The sequence below is a fragment of the Gemmatimonadota bacterium genome (genome assembly GCA_040882465.1).
GTDB lineage: Bacteria > Gemmatimonadota > Gemmatimonadetes > Longimicrobiales > Gaopeijiaceae > JBBEBG01.
Genome location: JBBEBG010000005.1, coordinates 22313 through 42242, shown reverse-complemented (window position 1 = coordinate 42242; position 19930 = coordinate 22313). Strand labels below are relative to the sequence as shown.

Here is a 19930-nt window from a genome sequence, read left to right as displayed (position 1 = left end):
CTAGAACCTTCCAAGTCGCTAAGTGTTCGCACGGTGCGCGCCTCGAGGTCGACGATTTTGATCTCGTATCCGAATCCATCCAATCGTGGTGAATGAAAAGCGATGTATCTACCGTCGAAAGAAAAGTCGGCCTTGGCGCCCAGCTCGCCTGTAAAAAACACTTCGTCGCATCCCATCAAATTGCGAACGACCACGGAGCCGTTAACAAAAACAGACACCCGCGTACCGTCTTTAGAAAGCAATGGCCGATCGCCCACTCCAATATCGGGACAAGCCTCCATCGGCAACGCATCGGCCTCAGCGATATCGCCCCGGCGAAAATAGTACTCTCCGTCAATCGTCAAGATGACGTCGCGTCCGTCAAGTAAGCCCCAACTCGGGTAGTCACCAAGTGACTCTGGTCCAATGCGGCGACTAACGAAGCCGGTGTTCATATGAAGAATGCTGACACCTGCTCCGGGCATTCCGCTTCGGTAAATCACCCTATCGCCTTCCGGAGACCAATAGCCATCGATACCCGGCTCCACAAACAGACGCCTTTCACTTGACAAATCCACCACATGGAGGGCCATCGACGCTTGCTCGCGGTCTTGCAATGTAAACACCGCCTTCGTGCCGTCTGGAGAAACACGGGCGTAAGCAAAGACCGTTTCGGAGGAAGCCAACTCCAAAACCGGAGTGATCACCAGTTGTGGTTCCTGTGCGGTGGTGGCCGATCTGGTGGCGAACAAGGAAGCCGCAAGACTAACCAAAACACTGAAGAAGGACACCACGCGACTCGTGCGCATGATCAAGGCTTTCGAATCGACGCGTGAACCACTGACGCGACTTCGAGGGCGTCGCGCGTAACAAACACAATGGTATCACCACGAGATGCAATTTGAGATTGCGCATCAAGGGGTACGGGCAGCAGAAGGGAACCCTCATAGTCTCCGTGCGACGTCAGAATGTCGATCGTCGAGACGCCTCTTCCTGGATCGTCCTCCAATCCAATCATCACATGACCGTCGGCTAGGACGTGTATGAAGCGAAGGAGCTGCCTCCCATAGGCGAATTCAGCCCGTTCGACGTCAACGAGGAGCAAACCCTCACGCAATATGCGCTCATCCGCTGGCGATAAGGGGGGTACGGGTCGATGTGAAGCATCAATCACTTGAATGGTGTCGCCCACGAGTGTGCGTTGGATGAGCTGATAGCGATTCGAGTACGCCAGCCAAAGTGTGCCATCCGGAGCCACAGTAAAGATCAATTGAGGTACATAGCGCGCGAGCGCCAGGACAGATTCGGGTGCGTTACGTCCAAAGCCCCTAATCGGAGCGCCCGGAAAGGCCATTAGCGGTCGGTCGCGCAGATCGAACCGAGGACCGACCATGGGGGGGAGCGTATCTATCACGTTACCGTCTGGTGCTACCCTGATGAGAGCGACGGTTATCCGTGAGGACCCCTGAGGACGGAGTTCAGTTTCATCCAAGAAGTTGCCCTCGGCGTCAAATGCGCCCTGGCCTGTGATTCGGGCTGGAGTGACAAAGCCGTGGGAGTGGCTTTCGACCGGTACACCTGTGGAATCAAAAACATGGTAATAGCCTCGCGCATCGGACACCCACAGGTGGCTATTGGCGTCCCAGCCCATGGCGAGCGGAACGTCAAACTCACCCGGTCCCTCGCCTCGGGAGCCAATAGCGCGCACAAAGCGCCCGGAGGAATCAAACATATGAATATGGCCCAGCTGAGGATCAGCCACTAGGACTTCGCCGTGCGGTCCGATGGTCAGATTCAACGGGAATCCACCAAACACCTCATAAGCGGCGTCAGAGCGTCCCCCGATACGCCAATCAATATCGAGTGCCCACGTTGAGCTGGAGCGATCTTGAGCATGGACGGAAGCGAAGAAATAGCCGAGTGACCCCGAGCAAGTGAGCCCAACGAAAGCAAGACGCGTCAGCAAGTGCGTAGAATTGCTTAGGAAAGTGGTGCTCGGAAGCCCAAAGTCATCCCTACATGGCGGAAGTGGGACCGCGAAACGAGTGGCCAACAATGGCCGACACGTCTTCGGGCGACAGATCTGAGCGCAATTCTTCCGAGCGTACCGCTGAAACCAGAGTATCGAGCTGCTCATAGGTAAGCCCTCCGAAAAACATCCACCCGTTTATGACCAGCGTAGGAGTACCTAAAACTGCAAACGTCTCTCCCCAACGAAGACCTGCCTCAATACGAGCAATGTGGCCTGCCTCCGCCATGCAAACATTAAATTGTGCTATGTCTGCGATTCCGGCGTCATCGGCATACTCATCCCAACGCTTTACGCCGAACCATTCCTGGCCGCTGTAAAGAATGTGAGCCATCTCATCAAAGCGCTGGAATTCCATGGCGCACTCGACGGCAAGGGCGGCCACTCGCGCTTGCGGGTGAGCCGGCAAGGGATAATGTAAGTAATGAACTGCGACCTCTGTGGGATATGCCCGTCTGAGTTGGCGGATCACAGAATCGGCGACAGCGCAAGCGGGGCATTGATAGTCGACAAAGGCCATAATTTGTACAGGCGCGTCCGGACTGGCAGAATTCACAGAGGCGCCAAGCGCGGATGACCATTCCTCAATGTATTTGGGCTGATACAGGTCAGTGCGGGTCGCTGCAGAAAAGAATTCGCCGTGTATCAGCGTGACTGAAAAAACTAGGGCTGCGACAATAAGCGCAATGGAAGCGAGGCGGTCGATCATCGTCTGTTACCTCAATGAAGGTGAGTGTCACTGCCGCGTATGCACAGCGTCACGACCGCTCAAACAAAGTGTGGGTGGACAGGGCGCCTCGGCCATCTAAGGGCGGTGAGTCGTCATCCTACGTAGATACAGGTAATGCCGATCGGCCGCCATCCTTCGGGTCCCGAGCATGAATGCCAGCAAGGAGAACCGTTCCAAGCTCCGGATTGTTCTTCGCACGCAGCCTGTTTCGTCACATTATCGGGGCACGCAACCCAGCATAGATCGAATTCGCCCTCTAACCGGGGGGGTGAGCCCAAGAGGTTCGAGTACGCCCCGGATGCCAGCGCCAGGGCGGCAAACGCGATGATCTTAAGGCGAGTGTGCTTTGTCATTGTGAGATTGCCTCCGCGAGAGTACGGTGCATGAGAATGAGCAGGCCTTTGATATACCTGTCAACAAGAGCGGGATGCCCGTTGCGGGCGACGCGGCACCCCTGTCCACCCTTTCAAGTCCTACCGAGCTCGCTCCTACACTACGTTAGCGCATCCGGCACAAGATGCATGCATTCTGTGTGAATTGTGACGTCGGGAATTCCTGCATCATTCGCAAGTGCGATCCAGTCCTGAACGCCTATCGAATCCTGCATCGCGAACGAGGCGTCCGCGAACTGTCTGAACTGCCCCTGTTCGGCGGTGCACCCTGCTGCAATCGCCGCAGCGTCCGCGAAGGGATGAATGTCCAACGGCAGGTGGAGAAAGGTGACCTTCAATGCATCACCAAACTCTTCCTCGAGGGCCCACAAGGTATTCTCGTGGAAGTCGGGGCAATACGGGCACTGGAAACCCAAAAACGCGAAGACTTGCGCCGTGCCCGCTGATGAGGCGACCGTGAGCTTTTCGCCAAGCATATCCTCCCAACCCTCGACGTACTCGGGGGCGCCTGGCGCGATGCCCACCTCCGCGTCCCCGAAGAACTCCCGCCTCAGAAGAACTCCCACGAGAAGGACGGCGCAGATGGTGATTACTGTCATTGCACATACCGTCGACGACGCTTTCTCCATGGCCAACTCCCTCCGCAGCAGGAGCTGATACTGGGCCCTAACAGGTCTCGGAATGCGGGCCTGCTTTCATCGCCGGTGAAGCTTGGCGAAGGCAGGCGGCTGAGCTGGTGCGCGCCGAAGACTCTCGGGCGGACCTCATGGAGGTCCGCTACCAATCTTGAACTTCCGCCCAGATTCTCCAAACCAGGTCGTGTAGCCGTTCCGACCGAATCGTGTAGTGAATTCGACCCGCAACCGAACGAGCCGTTTACGGCGCGCTGCTGAGCGACTGCCCGAGGCCCTTCGCCACCTGTTGGATGGAGGGCAACGGTGCCGCGGGAGATTGCCCTGCGTTCTGCGTGAGCATGGTCCCGGCCCGATGAAGCCGCCGAGAATCGACATTCACGACAGCGGAAAGTTCGCTCCAAGAGCGGGCGGCCGGCGCCGACTCGAGAGCGGCGAGAACCAGGTTGGCGTTTAGGAGGAATGAAGCCGGTGGACCGCCCCGGTCCTTCACATGTCTGAAGTGATACTTGACCGTATCCGGCGCAACGTGCGCGAGTTTACCCCACTCGGAGCAGCTCCTGGGCGGCTCATTGGCCTCGAAAAGGGCTCGAAGAAGTCTCTTCTTGTATCGCGTGAATCCCTCGTGCTCGCTCACGAACTTCGCAAGAGTCGAGCGTACTTTCCGGACACGGACGCCGCGGATCGCACCCTCCAGACGTTCGAGTTCGGTCGTAAAGACAACTTCCTCGACCTCGAACCGCCGAAGTTCGAGAAGATTCCTCTCGCTCCGGCCTGTAAGGAGTATCCAGGGGACCCCGGGCAGTCTCGCCCTGAGCCGCCGCATGGAGTCCAAATGGGACCAATCGCGAAGTGATTCGGTCACCACGATGAGGGTGGCGGCCCGGTGCGCAGTGTGCTCGAAAGTATCCCAATCGTCCGTCACGGCGAGAGGAGGCGTGAGTACCTCAACGTGGGCGCGAAACCGTGGATCCGCGCAGAAGGCGAGCGTCATGGAGGAACCCGCCGTTGTCGAGATGACGGAAACCCATCCCCAATGGGATGCAATTGACAAATGCCCCCCCCCTCGTGCTTCGCGCAAGTGGCTTGTAACTGTATGGTACCGAGAGCGAGACGCGGTGTTTCGAGTGCCAGCATACCCTACGCCGCGTCGCCCACCGCTAACTCACGATGGCTTTCGTACCGGCTCCGCGCGATCTCGCCCGCTTCCACCCTCTCTCCACGCGGCCCACGAGGAGGCTGTCTGGTAGCTTCCGGGGACGGCCGCGCTCAGGAGAACGACAACTCGGCAGTCGGCACCGCGAGCGGATCGAAGGGCTTCCCCTTCGGCAACGCGCTCCGGACCACCGGCGTGGAGGCGAACGCGAAAGCCAAGGTAGGACGCGGGGTTGGGGAGAGCAACGATTCCGAGAGCGGGATGGGTGGCGAGAGGCTGGTCAGAGGAGGAGGCTGGCCGGGAGGTCAGAACGGGGTCGTCGGTGGCCCCATGTCCGGATGAGCCAGGAGGATGGGCGGATGGGCGAGGGTGACCGAAAGCGGAGCGGAGAACCGTGGGTCGAGGTCAGGCGTCCCCTTCGTCGGACGGGGACTGATCGAAGTCGAGCTCTGGAGCGGGCTCGGGATCGGACGGGTCGAAGGCGGGCGTCTGATCGAAGGAGAGCGCGGCCTGCGGCAGAGCGCGGGCGGGGGCAAGAGGCGGGGGCTGGAGAGGAATCTCGAGATGCAGGAGGATGGTCCGGACGGTGGGGGGGGGCGGTGATAAACGCGATCACCTGCATCTCTCCCTGGCAGGCCGGGAAGAGAAGTGGGAGCACCTCGCAGATCCGGGCGAAAAGGCGTGCCCAGGCGATGCGGCTCGATGGACTCGGCCGAGGCTCCGGAAGGGGCTCGGCCCCGATCGGCGGGTTTGCGGGCAGGGCGACCTCGGCTGCGCCCGGTCTCCCGAAGGCCACGACGATCCACCTGAAGCATTACGGCCCCGCGCACACGGGCTGGGACAGCGCGATCTACTTCGAGCAGGCGAATATCGTCCATCTCGGAGACCTGCGGTAAGTGCGACTCCGTGCGCCCGCGGGGAGATGCTTCGCCAACGTGACTAGTTCGGGAGGCGGGCCTCCCGTGCGAGGCGGACGATCTCCTCCGCGTGGCGACGGAGGAGGAAACGCTCTTCGACGAGTTGGGCGGCGGCCGCTTCGAGTCGCTCGACGTACACCTCGGGGGAGGAGTACCGTTCCTGAAAGGAGCGGCGGGAATCCCATGACCCCGAGCGGTCCACCTGCGCTTCCAGGAAGGGGAAATACGAACCGGTTCCGCCGCATTGCTCGCCGGGAGCGAAGCCGTCGCGACGGAGATTCCAGCCCGTATAGGTCCCGATCGGCACCTCGAAGTTGGGGTGCCGCACGCCCCCCAACATGTTCCCGTCGCCGTTGATCCCCGCGACCATGACGGTATAGGCGTCACCGCCCGTGGCCGGAATAGTCGAGTAATTCATGAGCTGAAGTGGGTTATAACTTGCCGTGTAAAGGACATCCGGTATTCGAGGGAATGCCGTGATCTCGGGCCGCAGGAGCCCGCCGCCCTCCGCCTTGGGATGTCGGCTGGGCGGAGGGAGGCGGTCCTCCGCCACCCACTCGTACAGGGCGACCGTGAGCGCCGTGCGGATCGGGGAGAGGGCCATCGGATTGCCGGGATTCTGGCACATCCCTGAGGTCGGCGTCTCGAGGTAGACTCCCCGCCCTCCGCCATGTTGGGTTCCCGCGATGAGATAGACGCGGACATTCTCGGGGAGCTCGATGTCGCGCCCGAGCGGATCCGTGACCACGAGGGACGCGCGCCCCTGCCAGAGCTCCGCCTCTCCATCGGTATGCACGACCTTCGGACAGGTATCCGATGCCGTGCAGCGCTCGAGAATGCCGTCGGTCCTCCCGCTGATGGGGTCGGTCAGCGTGCCGTAGGTGAAGGGGAACTGATCCCCGGGGAAGAGGTGGTCCTCGTGCTGGCGCTGCCACCGCCCCGGTTGGGAAAACGCGAAATTGGTGAAGGTCTTCCGTGAGCCCGCGATATCCGGGTGCATCCCGTCGAAGACGATGCGCCCCTCGACATCCTCGTTGAATCCCTGGTAGAGCATGTCGCGGAGATATCGTCCGCTCTGGGAGATCCCGATGGAGAGGGCGATCTTAGGAAGCTCACCGCCCGGCGCAAGCGGATTCACATTCCCCGCTTCGTCGGCCGTCCGGTACCGGAGGAAGGAAATCACGTCCCGCGTCGCGGCGAATCCCAACCCCATCACGATCGGGTCCTTCGCTTCGTAAATGAATTCGTAGATCGCGCCTCCGTCGAAGCCGGCGGGCCGCTCGATCGTGACTCGCCTCTCGTCTTCGAATCGCCATCTCAGGTCGTCAGGCGTGGAGCGCCGGTCGAACTGGTTCTGGCGGACGGTGAGCGTGGCCTGAGCGGGGTCGAGAGAGGCCGTCGGATAACTGAGCGTTGCGGTCGAAATCGAGTCGTCGTTGTTGAAGATGAACTCCGTGTAGGCGGGCCCCTCGAGGGGGGAGCCGTCCACATTTCGCGCGATGGGAAGCCGAGCGGTGACGTTGTTTTGCGTTGCCGGGAGATCCCCCTGCCATCCTACGCGAACCAGCGCGAAGCCCATCTCGAGGAGCACCGCTTCCCCCGCTCCGGCCCCGCCGCGGTTCGGGACGGTGTGGTAGAGTGCCCCGTTCCAGCGGGACATGTCGCGGGGGCGATAAATCTCGACGGTCGTGGCGTATTCGACCCGCCCCCGCTCGTTCCTCGGGGCCCGATCGAGGTTCACGATCCCCAGGTGAAGGAGGTGGGCCGGATCGACTTCCCCGAAAAAGACGCCGCGCAGCCGTTCGTATTGGCCCACGGCGCCGAAGCTCTCGCCGTCGAGCGCCGGGGACTCCACGACCTCCAACTCGATCCGGGCGATCTGCGCGGAAGCGGGGGCGGCGACCAGGGTTGCCGCTGAGACGGCGTGGACCGCGACGAGTCGTCTGAGTTTCATCGAGCCTTTGCCCCTCGGTTCGGTTACACGCTTCGGCGCGCCCGGTCCTTCTCGTCGGCGGCGCGGATGGCGGAACGCATCGTCTCCCAGTCGCCTTCGGAGAGCGACGAGAGATGGTAGAACTGCCCCGCGCCGATCAGATGGGCCGCGCCGTCGATCACGATGCATTCCCCCGTCAGATATTCGCAACCGTCCGCCATGAGGAAGGTGGCGAGGTTGCGCAGCTCGTCCATCCGGCCGGCTCTCCCCATCGGGATGGACTCCATCGCGGGGTAGACGTCCTCGAGCCCTTCGGGACGGAGACGCTCAGTCGCGCCCTTCGTCGGAAAGGAGCCCGGTGCGATCGCGTTGAGTCGAATCCCGTAGGGCGCCCACTCGGCGGCGAGCGAGCGGGTCATGATGTGGACGCCCGCCTTCGCCATCGCGGAGGGAACGACGAACGCGCTTCCGTTCCAGACCCAGGTGACGAGAATCGAGATGACGTTTCCGGGAACACCGTCCGCAATCCATCGGCGCCCCACCGCGTGGGTCACGTAAAAGGTCCCGTGGAGGACGATGTTCGCGATGGCGTCGAAGCCGCGGGTGGACAGGTCCTTCGTGGGGGAAATGAAGTTCCCCGCGGCGTTGTTGACGAGCCCTGTCAGAGGTCCGCCGTCTGCCCAGATCGCCCCGGCCATCTCGTCCACGGCCTCCGCGCTCCGGATGTCCACGCCGAAGGTCTTCACGCTTCCGCCGCGGCGGTCCATGAGCTCGGCCGCCGTTTCGTCGAGCACGCCCTTCCTCCGCCCGCAAATGAAGAGCTCCGCTCCCAGGGAGAGGTAAGCCTCGGTCATCTCCTTTCCGAGGCCCGTTCCTCCTCCGGTCACGAGGATTCGTTTCCCCTGGAGAAGCCCTTCCCTGAACATCGAATTCACCCGTTTCTCCCGTTCGCGGGGGACGCGGACGCCCGCAATGGGGCGCCGCCAGGCCGGCTCCGGGCCAGTATACCGCGGGAGGGGAAGCGGCGCACTCGGGAGGGCCCGAGCCCGGGACCGGGCAACGAGTCCGCCGCGGGACGTTGGGCAGGGAGTCCGGAGGGCCCGGTGACGCCTACCCGCCGTCCCGCAAATCCCTTATGGTTCGGCAGTTGCAGGGGAAGGGGGCGGCGTCCGTCGCCACTCCTCCCGCCGTTCGACCCCCCGATGGGCAGGGAGATGAAGTACCATACCGACGACACGCGAATCACCGGGATGGAGGAGGTGGTCGCGCCCGAGGTCTTGCTCCGAGATCTTCCGGTTTCCGACGCGGCCTCGCAGCTCGTGTTTTCGTCCCGGGCGCGCATCAGCGACATCATCCACGGCCGGGACGACCGGCTCCTCGTGGTGGTCGGCCCCTGCTCGATCCACGATCCGGCGGCGGCGCTCGAATACGGGACGCGTCTCAAAGCCGAGGCGGACCGTTGGAAGGAGGTCCTCGAAATCGTCATGCGGGTGTACTTCGAAAAGCCGCGGACGACGGTCGGATGGAAGGGGCTGATCAACGATCCCTACCTGAACAACTCGTTCGGAGTGAACGAGGGGCTCCGGATCGCACGGGGGCTCCTTCGCGACCTCGTGGATATGGGGCTCGCCACCGGAACCGAATACCTCGATCCGATTTCCCCCCAGTACTCCGGCGACCTCGTTTGTTGGGGCGCGATCGGAGCGCGCACGACCGAAAGCCAGGTCCACCGCCAGCTCGCGTCGGGACTCTCCTGTCCGATCGGCTTCAAGAACAGCACGCTCGGCTCGGTTCAGGTGGCGGTGGACGCCGTCCGGGCCGCGCGCAGCTCGCACATCTTCCTCTCGGTCACGAAGCAGGGAAGGTCGGCGATTTTTTCGACCTCGGGAAATGAAGACTGCCACATCATCCTGCGGGGCGGCAGCGACGGCCCGAATTACGACAGCGCCTCGGTGCGGGCTGCGACCGCCCTCCTCCGCGCGGCAGGCCTTCCCCCACGGCTGATGATCGACCTGAGCCATGCGAACAGCCGCAAGGAATACAAGCGCCAATTGGAGGCCTGCGCGGACGTTTGTGACCAGCTCCGCACCGGCGAGGAGGGGATCATGGGCGTCATGATCGAAAGCAATCTGGTGGAAGGCGCCCAGGCGCTCGATCCGGGGCAAAAGCTCGTGTACGGTCAGAGCGTCACCGACGCCTGTCTCGGCTGGGAAGACACGCTGGGTTGCCTCGAAAGCCTCGCGGAGGTGAACCAGGCCCGGATGGCCTTCCTCGCCGCCGGCGCTACCTGAGCTCCAACGCCGCCAGAGCGGCGCTCAGCTCGCGAAGCGCGGCACGCGCTTCGGCATCGTAGGCCTGCGCGTTCGCCCGCGCCGGATTCGTCCCGTTGAAGTAAGTCCCGCTCTCCAATCCTTCTCCGGTGATGAGGTGCATCACCGCCCTCTTCCCGTCTTCCACCGAGCTCCGCGGCGCCGTCCCCCGCGCGAGCACCATGTTCGTGTCCATGAGGGTCGCAGGATGGAGGGAGAGTGCGATCACTCCGGTTCCTTCGAGCTCCTGGGCGAGATCCACCGTGAAGAGGATCTGCGCGAGCTTGCTCTGTCCGTAGGCACGCCCGTCCGTGTAGCCCACGTCGAGGTTCACGTTGCCGAAGTCGAGAGGGGATTGTGCCCCGGATGCCACGTTCACGATACGGCCGGGCGCACTTTCCACGAGTAAGGGAAGGAGCATCCTTGTGAGGAGGAACCCGGCAAGGTAGTTCACCTGAAAGTGGAGCTCGTGCCCGTCCGCGCTCAGGACTCGCCCCTGGTCGGCTTCGAGCCAGATCCCTGCGTTATTGACCAGGACGTCGAGCCGGTCGTAGTCCTCCAAGATGGCCCGCGCGAGCTCCCGAACCTGCTCCAGCTCCCCGAAGTCGGCGGCGTAAAACCGCGCGCTTCCGACGCCTTCGGCCTCGATCTCCGCGACGAGCTCCATCCCACGCTCGCGGTTCCTTCCATGCACGATCACATGTGCGCCGGTCCCCGCGACGGCGCGGGCGACCTCGCGCCCGAGGCCGTCGGTGGAGCCGGTCACGAGGACGACCTGTTGATCCTCACCGACGGCAGGTGCCTGCGCGGCCACGTGGGCTCCGAGCGTGAAGGGAAGGGTAGGTGAAAGCAGGACCCCGAGGAGGAGCATCGCGCCGGTACCCATCAGGGGTCCGAAGTCCGCGCCGCGAGCGGCCGGCCGATTCGTCCGCTCTCTCTTCATCGCTCGAGCCTCCTCCCCAAGGTGTGCGTCGTCTCCCGGCGACGACTTTCTCTATCCCGAACCGGAGCCACCGTTCCACGGCCGGCGCGCGCTTGCCATCGGCCGACGCGGATCCTACCGTCCCGGCAGCGACGGGCGGGCCGTCGGCCCGGCGGCATCCACCGATGACGTCGCGAGATTCGGAGATCGAGGGAGAGGTTAAGCATGCGAGCGATACGAGTCCATGAGATCGGGGGCGCTGAGGTCCTGGGGGTCGAAGAAATCGCCGCGCCGACCCCGGGCGAAGGCGAAGCGAGGGTGAAGATCGCCGCGGCCGGCGTCAACTTCATTGATGTCTATCAGCGCACCGGCGCCTATAAGATGCCCCTCCCCTTTACGCCCGGGATGGAAGGAGCGGGGGTGGTGGACGCGGTCGGAGCGGGAGTGACCGGGGTCAAAGTCGGTGACCGCGTCGCGTATGCGATGCAGGCGGGGAGTTACGCCGAGCAGGCGATCGTCCCCGCGTGGAAGCTCGTGCCCGTCCCGGACGCGGTGGAGCTCGACGCGGCGGCTGCGGTGATGCTCCAGGGGATGACCGCCCACTACCTGGCCTTCAGCACTTTCCCGCTCGCGAAGGGGCAGCGAGCGCTCGTGCATGCGGCGGCCGGCGGGGTCGGGCTCCTCCTGACCCAGATCGCCAAGCGCCTCGGGGCCACCGTCTACGGGACCGTTTCGACCGAACAGAAAGCCGAGCTCGCGCGTGCAACCGGCGCCGACGAGGTGATCCGTTACGACCAGACCGATTTTGCCGAGGAAGTGAGGCGCTTCACCGGCGGGGAGGGACTCGACGTCGTGTACGACTCGGTGGGCAAGGACACCTTCGATCGGAGCATGTCGGTGCTCCGCCCCAGGGGCATGATGGTTCTCTACGGGCAGTCGAGCGGCGCCGTCCCTCCCGTGGATCCGCAGCGCCTGAATTCGGGAGGCTCGCTCTTCCTGACCCGCCCCACGCTCGGTCACTACATCGCGAGCCCCGTCGAGCTCCGGCGCCGAGCCGGCGACCTCTTCGATTGGATCGCATCCGGCGAGCTGAAGGTGAGAATCGGGGAGCGGCACCCCCTCGAAGAGGCGGGAGTCGCGCACGAGCGATTGACGGGAAGGAAAACGACCGGAAAAGTCCTGCTCGAAATCGGGTGACGCCCACGGGGCGGCGGGGCGAAAACTCGCCCCGCCGCCTTCCGCGTCTCACCTACGTTCTCCGTCCTGTCAGTCGTTCGGCATGGACGCATTGCCGTCCAACGCGAAAGTCAGGACCCGCCCCGACGGCCCATTCGCGCCGCCCGGGCCCGTAAGCATCGTCACATACTGCCGCCCGTCGAGCTCGTAGGTCATCATCGCTCCGGGCCCGCGGGCGATCTCCGCCTCCCAGAGGATGCGCCCGGTCGCTGGGTCGTGGGCGTAAAAGCGCCCATCGTTCCTCGCGCTGAAGAGGAGGCCGCCTGCCGTCGAGAGCGTCCCGCCGTTGCGTGACGACTCGTAGGGAATCCTCCAGCGCTCCTCCTGGGCCACCGGATCCCAGCCGAGCAGGAATCCGGCCGGCTGGGGGGCCGGGGGCGCCGTGACGCCTCCCCGACCGCCGCCTCCGCCCGTTCCGGTGTTGAACTGTCCGGGCCGGATGACGAAGTCCGTGTTTCGACGATAAAACGACTGCGTGTTCTGGCCCGAGATAAAGACGAGGCCGACTTCCGGATTGAAGGACATCGGCTCCCAGTTATGGGCTCCGCGCGGACCCGGTGCGAGGTAGGCGCCGACTTCGTCGTACCGGGCCTCCGGTGTTTCGACCGGCCGCCCCGTCGTCGGATCCACATGCGAGGCCCAGGTCACATGGGCGATCGCTTGGGCCGAGATGAACTCTCCGGTGATCCGGTCGAGGACGTAGAAGAAGCCATTCTTGGGGGCCTGCATCAGGACCCGCCGCTCCTCCCCGTTGATCACCAGGTCCGCGAGCATGATGTGTTGAGTCGCCGTATAGTCCCAGTCGTCCCCCGGGGCCGTCTGGTAATACCACGCCATTTCGCCCGTGTCCCCGTTCAGGGCGACGATCGAGGCGAGGAAGAGATTGTCGCCCTGTCCGGCGCTCCGGTGCTCGCGGCTCCAGGGGGAGCCGTTCCCTACACCGATGTAGACGAGATTCGCTTCCGGATCGTAGGCGATGGCGTCCCAGACGGTTCCCCCGCCGCCGAGCTCCCACCAGTTCCCGGCCCAGGTGCTCGCTGCCATCTCGAGGGCGAAGGACTCGAAGCCAAGGGAGGGGTCGCCCGGAACCGTGTAGAAACGCCACACCTCTTCCCCGGTCTCGGCGTCGTATGCGGTCACGTATCCGCGGACGCCGTATTCCGCGCCTCCATTTCCGATGACCACCTTCCCGCGGACGATGCGCGGCGCTCCCGTGATGCTGTATTCGTCTCCCGGAGGCACGGTCTGCCGGGCCCAGACAAGTCGGCCGGTCTCCGCGTCCAGCGCCACGAGCCGCCCGTCCAGGAGCCCGGCATAGATTTTTCCTTCGTAGAGGGCCACGCCCCGGTTGGCCGGACCGCAACAGATGCTCGGCCCGCCGTTTGCGAGTCCTCCCTGGATGATCCCCGGATCCCATCGCCAGATCTCCTCGCCGGTCCGGGCGTCGAGGGCGAAGACGACGCTCCAGGTCCCGGTCGCGTACATGATGCCATCGGAGACGAGGGGGGTTGCCTCGAGCTGTCCCTGTGGGCTCCCGATCTCGTAAGACCAGGCCAGCCCCAGGCGGCTCACATTTCCGGCGTTGATCTGATCGAGGGGGCTGAAGCGCTGCTCCGCGAAGTCGCGACCGTTCGTGAGCCACTCGGTCCGATTCGGATTGGCGAGTGCCTCGTCGTCCACGTTCCGGCCCCACTGCGCATCGGCGGGAAAGGCCGTGAGCCCCATGGCGAAGGGGAGAGTGAGATGCAGGAGTCGTCGCTTCATGGAAGGCCTCGTTCGCAGGTCGCTGAAGGTGCCCCGGGGGGGCGGCGGGGCGGACGCCCGGTCGCCACGTGCGCGCAGAAGTGGAAGGAAGAGACGGGAGGCGGCCCACCCTTGTCAACGGACCGCGATCCGACCGCTCCGGTGTCTCAGGAGGCCTTGCCCTGAACTTCTCCTACGATTCGCTTCGCGACCAGATCCGGCACGGGTTCGTACGCCACGAGTTCGCGCACGTGGTGCGCGCGCCCCTGGGTCATCGCGCGGAGCGCGGCGGCGTACTTGTAGAGCTCCGCCTGGGGGACCCGAGCCCGAACGACGGTGCGCCCACCACCTCCATCCATCCCGAGCACCTTCCCCCTACGCTGTGTGATGTCGGCGAGGATGTCGCCCATGAAGGTCTCTGGCGTCGTCACGGCGACCGCCATGATCGGCTCGAGGAGGATCGGCCCGGCCTGCTGCGCGGCCTTCTGGAAAGCGAGTGACCCCGCGATCTGGAATGCGATGTCCGAGGAGTCCACGGTGTGGTAGGTCCCGTCGAAACACTCCGCCCGGACGTCCACGAGGGGATAACCGGCGACGATTCCCTTTCCGGCCGCCTCGACGATTCCGCGTTCCACCGACGGGATGAACTTCCCGGGGATCACCCCACCCTTGATCCCGTTCACGAACTCGAACCCGGAACCGGGGGGAAGGGGCTCGAGCCGGATCCAACAGTCGCCGAATTGTCCCCGTCCGCCGGACTGTTTCTTGTGACGCCCCTGTGCCTCGGCCGGCAGAGTGATCGTTTCGCGGTAGGCGATCCGGGGCCGCTCCGTCTCCACCTTGACCCCGTACTTCCGGGCCATCCGCTCGATCTGGATGTCCAGGTGGAGCTCTCCGAGCCCGCGTACGATCGTCTGGTGGAGCTCCGAGTTGTACTCGAACTGGAAGGCCGGATCCTCCTCGCGGAGATGGCTCAGGACCTCCCCGAGGCGGTCGTCATCCTTTCGGCTCACGCCACGCACCGCCAGCGTGATGTCCGGGCGGGGGAAAGCGATTCCCGGAATCAGGACGGGTCGCGAGGGCGCGGCGAGAGTGTCGTTCGTGTGGGTGTCCCGTAGCTTTGCGACGACCCCGATGTCCCCCGCGTGGAGCCTCTGCACTTCCGGCCGCTCCTTGCCGAAGGGGACGGAGAGATGGTTGAGCTTTTCCGGACTCGCCCGTCCCACATTCACGACCTGGGCGCCGGATTCCACCCGTCCTCCGTAGACGCGGAAAAGCGAGAGATTTCCCACGTGCGGCTCCGCCGTCGTCTTGAAGACGAGGGCCGAAAATGGGTCGCCGTCCGCGGCAGAGAGCTGAACCTCCCCCTTCCCGTTGTTCTGGGAAGCCGGTTGGGGAGGGGCCGCCGCCGGGCTGGGGAGGAGCTGCACCATCCGCCGGAGCAGGGCCCGAACCCCGTACCCTTTCCGGGCCGACCCGAGGAGGACCGGCACCACGTCCCCGCGCGCCATCCCGCGGGCCATCGCGGCGATGGCGTCCTCCCTCGAGATTCCGCCCCCCTCGAGATACTGCTCCAGGAGACTCTCGTCCTGCGTGGCGAGGGTTTCCTGGAGCTCGGTTCGCCACCGATCGAAAGAGCCCTGGAGCTCCGACGGGATCTCACCGACCTCGAACTCGCCCTTTCCATCCGGGGCACCGTAGAAGTGGGCGCGCTCCCGAAAAAGGTTGATGAGCCCCTGGAACCCGTCGCCGGAGCCGATGGGAATCTCCACGGGGAGCGCCTTCGGCGTGAGCCGCTCCTTCGCATCCTGGTAAACGCCGTGGAAGTCCGCATGCTCCTTATCCATCATCGAAATGAAAAGGATCCGGGGGATCCCGCGTTCCTCGCAATATTCCCAGACTTTCTCCGTTCCAACCTCGACTCCGGAGGTCGCGCTCAGCACGATCACCGCCGCGTCCGCAACCCGAACGGCCGCCAAGGCGTCCGCGGTGAAGTCGAGGTATCCCGGGGTGTCCAGGAGGTTGAGCTTCGTGTCCGTCCACTCGGCGAAGGCCGGGGTGAGCTGCATGGACACGCGGTGGGAGATCTCTTCGGGGGTCGTCATGGTGAGGGCGTGGCCCTCGTCCACGTTCCCCTTCCGCTGCGACGTCCCCGTCGCGAAGCATAGGGCGTCCACGAGCGTGGTTTTTCCCGAGCTTGCGTGCCCCAGGATGGCAATGTTGCGGATTTGGTCGGTCGGATAGTCCTTCGCAGACGGCATCGTGCCTCCGGAAAGGGCCGGCCCAAGCGGCCCGGTGTGGCCGGCCTCCGAGCTTCCTCGGCGACCTGCCTTCGAATGCGGTGGAGGATGCCGACGGATGCGGGACGCCGCCTCAGGCGGCGGGCGCCTCCGTCAGTGGAGCGCCCACTCGAGCCGAACCCTTTTCCCCTCCCACCGAATGGATTCCCACCGCCGGATCTTCTCCGGATCGCGGTAGTGGAAAGTCAGCGTCGGCTCGGGCATTCCGTCCAGGCCCGTGAACTCCACGCCATGCACTTTCCCTTCGAATTTCTCTCCGTCCTCGTCGTCCGCCAGGGAGGCGTCCATCCCCGTGTGGACCATTCCCTCCTCGATGACGCCGACCAGCCCGAAGAGATAGCGGTCCTTGAGGTTCACTGCCCGGTGGACTTCGAAGAGAGCGGCCATGGTCGAACTCCTTGTTGAAGGGAGAGACCCACGGGAGGTCACAGATGCGGGCCCGCGGACGGGGGGGAACCCGCCGGGTCCGGGTGAAACTCCTATAACAAGGTTCTTCCGAAGCCCGGCTCGGGCAAGGGTCCCTCCCCGGGGGCTTCTCTCCCATTGCTTTCGGGGTCCCTCCGGGCCGGAGAGCCCCTGCGCCGCCGAGCACCGCGAGACCGGAATCTCCCGTTGCCTGTCGCCCGGGGGTCCGGTAGCCCGCCGCACAAGAGTCGTGGTATCTTTCGGGCTGTTCGTCAACGAGTGAAGATGGGGTTCGCCTGAAGCACGTAAGGGAGGAGGAAATGGCTGATCGCGGGACGGGTCCCAGGGAGACCCTGTCGGTCCGGGACAACCGCAACGGGAAGGAATACGAGTTCGAGATCCTCGAGGGGGATGTCGTCCGCGCAATGGACTTCCGCCAGATCCGGGTGGATCCCGACGACTTCGGGATGATGACCTACGATCCCGCCTACACGAACACGGCGTCCACGCGGAGCACGATCACCGAGATCGACGGCGAAAAGGGGATTCTCCGCTACCGCGGCTATCCGATCGAGCAGCTCGCGGAAAAGAGCTCGTTCCTCGAGGTCGCCTATCTCATCCTGAAGGGAGAGCTCCCCTCCGCGAGCGAGCTCGAGACATTCGTCCACGACGTCACCTACCACACCTACATCCACCAGAACATCACGAAGCTGCTCGACGGCTTCCGGTACGACGCGCACACCATGGGGATGATGATCTCCGCGGTGGCCGCGTTGTCCACCTTTTATCCGGAATCGAAAGAGGTCCACGATCCGGCGAACCGGTGGGAACAGATCGTCCGCCTGGTGGCGAAGATGCCGACGCTCGCTGCCTTCTGCTTTCGCCATCACCGGGGACTCCCGTACGTCTTCCCGGAAAATCAGCTCGGATATTCCGCGAATTTCCTGAACATGCTCTTCAGGATCGGCGTGCGTGAATATCGCCCGTCGCCCGTCCTCGAGCGGGCGCTCGACGTGCTCTTCATCCTCCATGCCGACCACGAGCAAAACTGCTCCACGACCGCGATGCGGGTGATCGGGAGCTCCCAGACCGATCCCTATTCCTCGCTCGCCGGAGCGATGGCGGCGCTCTACGGCCCCCTCCACGGGGGCGCGAATGAAGCGGTCCTTCGGATGCTGAACGAAATCGGGGAGGTGAAACACATCCCGGCCTTCCTGGAGAGTGTAAAGAGGGGGGAACGCCGCCTGATGGGCTTCGGGCACCGGGTCTACAGGGCCTACGATCCCCGGGCGAGCATCATCAAGCAGACGGCGTACGACGTCTTCGGCGTCACCGGAAAAAACCCCCTCCTCGACATCGCGCTGGAGCTCGAGACGATCGCGCTGAGCGAGGACTATTTCATGTCACGGAATCTCTACCCGAACGTGGACTTCTATTCGGGGCTCATCTACCAAGCCCTCGGATTTCCCGTCGAGATGTTCCCGGTGCTCTTCGCCGTGCCCCGTGCCGTCGGCTGGCTCGCGCAGTGGGAGGAAATGCTCACGGACAATGAACAGAGGATCGCCCGGCCGCGGCAGGTCTACGAAGGGAGTGGGGAGCGGGCATACGTCTCCATGGACCAGCGAGGGTGACGGCGCCGCGGGTCGGAGTCTATGGGTGGGGGATCGTCGCGCCCCGCTCTCCAAACATCGAAGCCTTCGCCCGCAACCTGGAGTCGGCCGAGAGTTGGCTCTCCCCCTTCCAGGGCTTCGGGCCGAACAACTTCCTCTCCGGAAACCTCGACTTCGACTTTGCGCCCTACCGCGAGTGGATCGACGCCCGTTTCCCCCCGAATCGGTACTCCCAGCTCACCGGGAAGATGGACTTCACCACCCTCTTCGCGATCGGGGCCTTCGTGCAGGCGCTCGAGCAGAATCCCGGGATCGAGGGAGTCCTCCAGGAGCTCGGACCAAAGGCGCACGTGTACTTCGGAACGGGGCTCGGCGCCTTTCCCACCATCTACGACGCGTCGGTCCAGCTCGATCGGGCCCAGAAGCGCTGGGATCGCTTCTGGGCAGACCCCGATCGTTGCCCGGCGCTTCGAGCGTTTCGAAGTGGCGAAGAGACGTCTCCCGGCGAGGCGCATCCCGCGGATCCCGCGACGATCGAGGATCCGGACGAGCGCGAGGCGGCGGAGCGCGAATGGAATGCCCACTGGGCGGCCCGCTCCCCGGCGCTGCATGAATACCTCGCGGAGCAGGCGGGGCTCGAAGGCCTCACGGTGTCCGGAGAGGTCGAGGCCGGAAAGCTCAAGGTCATGCGCGAAAAGGAGCGTCGCCGGGCCAGGCTGCAGGAGCGCTGGAACGCGCCGCCTCCGCCCTGGACGGAAGTCTCCACGAATGTCCTCTGGAACATCCCGAACACACCCGCCGCCCAGGTCTCGATGCTGGGGCGGATCACCGGTTTTTCGTATGCGCCCGTGGCCGCCTGTGCCACCTTCGGAGTCTGCCTCAAGCTCGCCATGGACGCGATTCAACGGGGCGAGGCGCGTGCGGTCGTCGTCGGCGCGACGGATCCGCCGCCGCATCCGCTCACGGTTGGCGCATTTTACGGAGCGCGGGTCGTGTCGGCCGATGCCGAGGTCTCCAAGCCGCTGACCGGCCTCCGGGGAACGCACGTGTCGGGGGGCTCGGTGGCCTGGATCGTGGGCGAGCGATCCTTCATGGAAGCGAAAGGGTTCAGGCCCCTGGGGATGGAGCCGGTCTCGGTGGGGGTCTCCTCCGACGCCGAACACATCATCACTCCTTCGAAGGAAGGTCCCCTCCATGCGATCCGCGACGCGCTCGCGCGCGGGGCGATGAATCCCGAAGAGATCACGAGTTGGGACCTTCACGCCACCGCCACCCCCGGGGACTACCTCGAGGTCGAGAACTTGCGGGAGATCTTTCCCGAGACCGTCCTCGTCACGGCGCGCAAAGGCACCTTCGGTCACGGAATGAGCGCCGGGGGCGGATGGGAGCTCACCGCCCAGTACCTCGGGGTGGGGCGCGGCGTCCTCTATCCGACTCCGCTCACCCGCGAGGAGCTGAACATCGAGATCGCCGGCGTGCACAAAGGTTTCGTGTACGACATTGCGTGCAAGGCGCCGGGCGGCGCGATGGGGAAGCTTTCGATGGGTGTGGGAGGGGTGAACGCCTGCGTGGTTTCCCGTCCCCTGGAGGGCGATCCCTCGGAGGAGTGAGGCGCCGCGCAGGTCGGGGAGGGAGCT

The 19930-nt window shown here is 64.3% G+C and carries 17 protein-coding genes; 6 read left to right on the top strand and 11 right to left on the bottom strand.

All coding sequences use genetic code 11. The features are described 5' to 3' along the window. The 5 genes from WEG36_01630 to WEG36_01610 form a co-directional block, all read right to left on the bottom strand. The coding region (locus WEG36_01630; GenBank protein MEX1256294.1) for a hypothetical protein at positions 1-770 on the bottom strand (770 nt) is incomplete at its 3' end. 20 nt (positions 771-790) lie between these two features. Beyond that, positions 791-1777: a 6-bladed beta-propeller gene (locus WEG36_01625; GenBank protein MEX1256293.1), complete on the bottom strand. Its 987-nt coding sequence runs from the start codon at positions 1775-1777 to the stop codon at positions 791-793. Positions 1778-1994: 217 nt separating this feature from the next. Continuing rightward, the gene (locus WEG36_01620; protein MEX1256292.1) at positions 1995-2717 is read right to left on the bottom strand and encodes a thioredoxin domain-containing protein; all 723 of its coding nucleotides are present in this window, start codon (positions 2715-2717) and stop codon (positions 1995-1997) included. A 514-nt stretch (positions 2718-3231) separates the two neighbouring features. Next, complete coding sequence (locus WEG36_01615) at positions 3232-3759, bottom strand: thioredoxin domain-containing protein (protein ID MEX1256291.1); 528 nt, start codon at positions 3757-3759, stop codon at positions 3232-3234. 247 nt (positions 3760-4006) lie between these two features. Beyond that, the gene (locus WEG36_01610; GenBank protein MEX1256290.1) at positions 4007-4756 is read right to left on the bottom strand and encodes a hypothetical protein; all 750 of its coding nucleotides are present in this window, start codon (positions 4754-4756) and stop codon (positions 4007-4009) included. A 531-nt stretch (positions 4757-5287) separates the two neighbouring features. Between WEG36_01610 and WEG36_01605 the strand changes: the two genes are divergently transcribed. Together WEG36_01605 and WEG36_01600 are read left to right on the top strand one after the other, a co-directional pair. After that, positions 5288-5521 carry a hypothetical protein gene (locus tag WEG36_01605; GenBank protein ID MEX1256289.1) on the top strand — a complete coding sequence of 78 codons (234 nt, stop codon included), beginning with the start codon at positions 5288-5290 and terminating at the stop codon, positions 5519-5521. Then, the gene (locus WEG36_01600) at positions 5518-5814 is read left to right on the top strand and encodes a hypothetical protein (protein ID MEX1256288.1); all 297 of its coding nucleotides are present in this window, start codon (positions 5518-5520) and stop codon (positions 5812-5814) included. The genes WEG36_01605 and WEG36_01600 overlap by 4 nt, the downstream gene beginning before the upstream one ends. Before the next feature lie 43 nt (positions 5815-5857). On the opposite strand, the gene WEG36_01595 is transcribed toward WEG36_01600, so the two are convergent. Then, on the bottom strand, positions 5858-7789 hold the full coding sequence (locus tag WEG36_01595; GenBank protein MEX1256287.1) for an alpha/beta hydrolase domain-containing protein: 1932 nt from the start codon (positions 7787-7789) through the stop codon (positions 5858-5860). Positions 7790-7812: 23 nt separating this feature from the next. Next, positions 7813-8694 (bottom strand): SDR family oxidoreductase, encoded by an 882-nt coding sequence (locus tag WEG36_01590; protein MEX1256286.1) that lies wholly within the window; start codon positions 8692-8694, stop codon positions 7813-7815. 288 nt (positions 8695-8982) lie between these two features. On the opposite strand from WEG36_01590, the gene WEG36_01585 reads away from it, so the two are divergent. Continuing rightward, positions 8983-10059: a 3-deoxy-7-phosphoheptulonate synthase gene (locus WEG36_01585; GenBank protein MEX1256285.1), complete on the top strand. Its 1077-nt coding sequence runs from the start codon at positions 8983-8985 to the stop codon at positions 10057-10059. Here the strand turns inward: WEG36_01585 and WEG36_01580 are convergent. Then, positions 10052-11020, bottom strand: coding sequence for an SDR family NAD(P)-dependent oxidoreductase (locus WEG36_01580; protein ID MEX1256284.1), 969 nt, complete (start codon positions 11018-11020; stop codon positions 10052-10054). The genes WEG36_01585 and WEG36_01580 overlap by 8 nt on opposite strands. Positions 11021-11224: 204 nt before the next feature. Here WEG36_01580 and WEG36_01575 point away from each other — a divergent pair, with 204 nt between their 5' ends. Then, on the top strand, positions 11225-12196 hold the full coding sequence (locus WEG36_01575) for a quinone oxidoreductase (GenBank protein ID MEX1256283.1): 972 nt from the start codon (positions 11225-11227) through the stop codon (positions 12194-12196). Between the two features lie 69 nt (positions 12197-12265). Here the strand turns inward: WEG36_01575 and WEG36_01570 are convergent, their stop codons facing one another. From WEG36_01570 to WEG36_01560, 3 genes are all read right to left on the bottom strand, one after another. Continuing rightward, complete coding sequence (locus WEG36_01570; GenBank protein ID MEX1256282.1) at positions 12266-13999, bottom strand: PQQ-dependent dehydrogenase, methanol/ethanol family; 1734 nt, start codon at positions 13997-13999, stop codon at positions 12266-12268. Positions 14000-14145: 146 nt separating this feature from the next. Beyond that, the gene (gene fusA, locus WEG36_01565; GenBank protein ID MEX1256281.1) at positions 14146-16239 is read right to left on the bottom strand and encodes an elongation factor G; all 2094 of its coding nucleotides are present in this window, start codon (positions 16237-16239) and stop codon (positions 14146-14148) included. A 132-nt stretch (positions 16240-16371) separates the two neighbouring features. Further along, positions 16372-16665, bottom strand: a complete 294-nt coding sequence (locus tag WEG36_01560) for a hypothetical protein (protein ID MEX1256280.1) — start codon at positions 16663-16665, stop codon at positions 16372-16374. A 338-nt stretch (positions 16666-17003) separates the two neighbouring features. On the opposite strand from WEG36_01560, the gene WEG36_01555 reads away from it, so the two are divergent. Both WEG36_01555 and WEG36_01550 read left to right on the top strand, forming a co-directional pair. Beyond that, a complete protein-coding gene (locus WEG36_01555; GenBank protein MEX1256279.1) occupies positions 17004-18314 on the top strand; it encodes a citrate synthase in 1311 nt (436 codons plus the stop codon). Further along, complete coding sequence (locus WEG36_01550) at positions 18311-19903, top strand: beta-ketoacyl synthase N-terminal-like domain-containing protein (protein ID MEX1256278.1); 1593 nt, start codon at positions 18311-18313, stop codon at positions 19901-19903. The genes WEG36_01555 and WEG36_01550 overlap by 4 nt, the downstream gene beginning before the upstream one ends. The last annotated feature ends 27 nt before the right edge of the window (positions 19904-19930 follow it).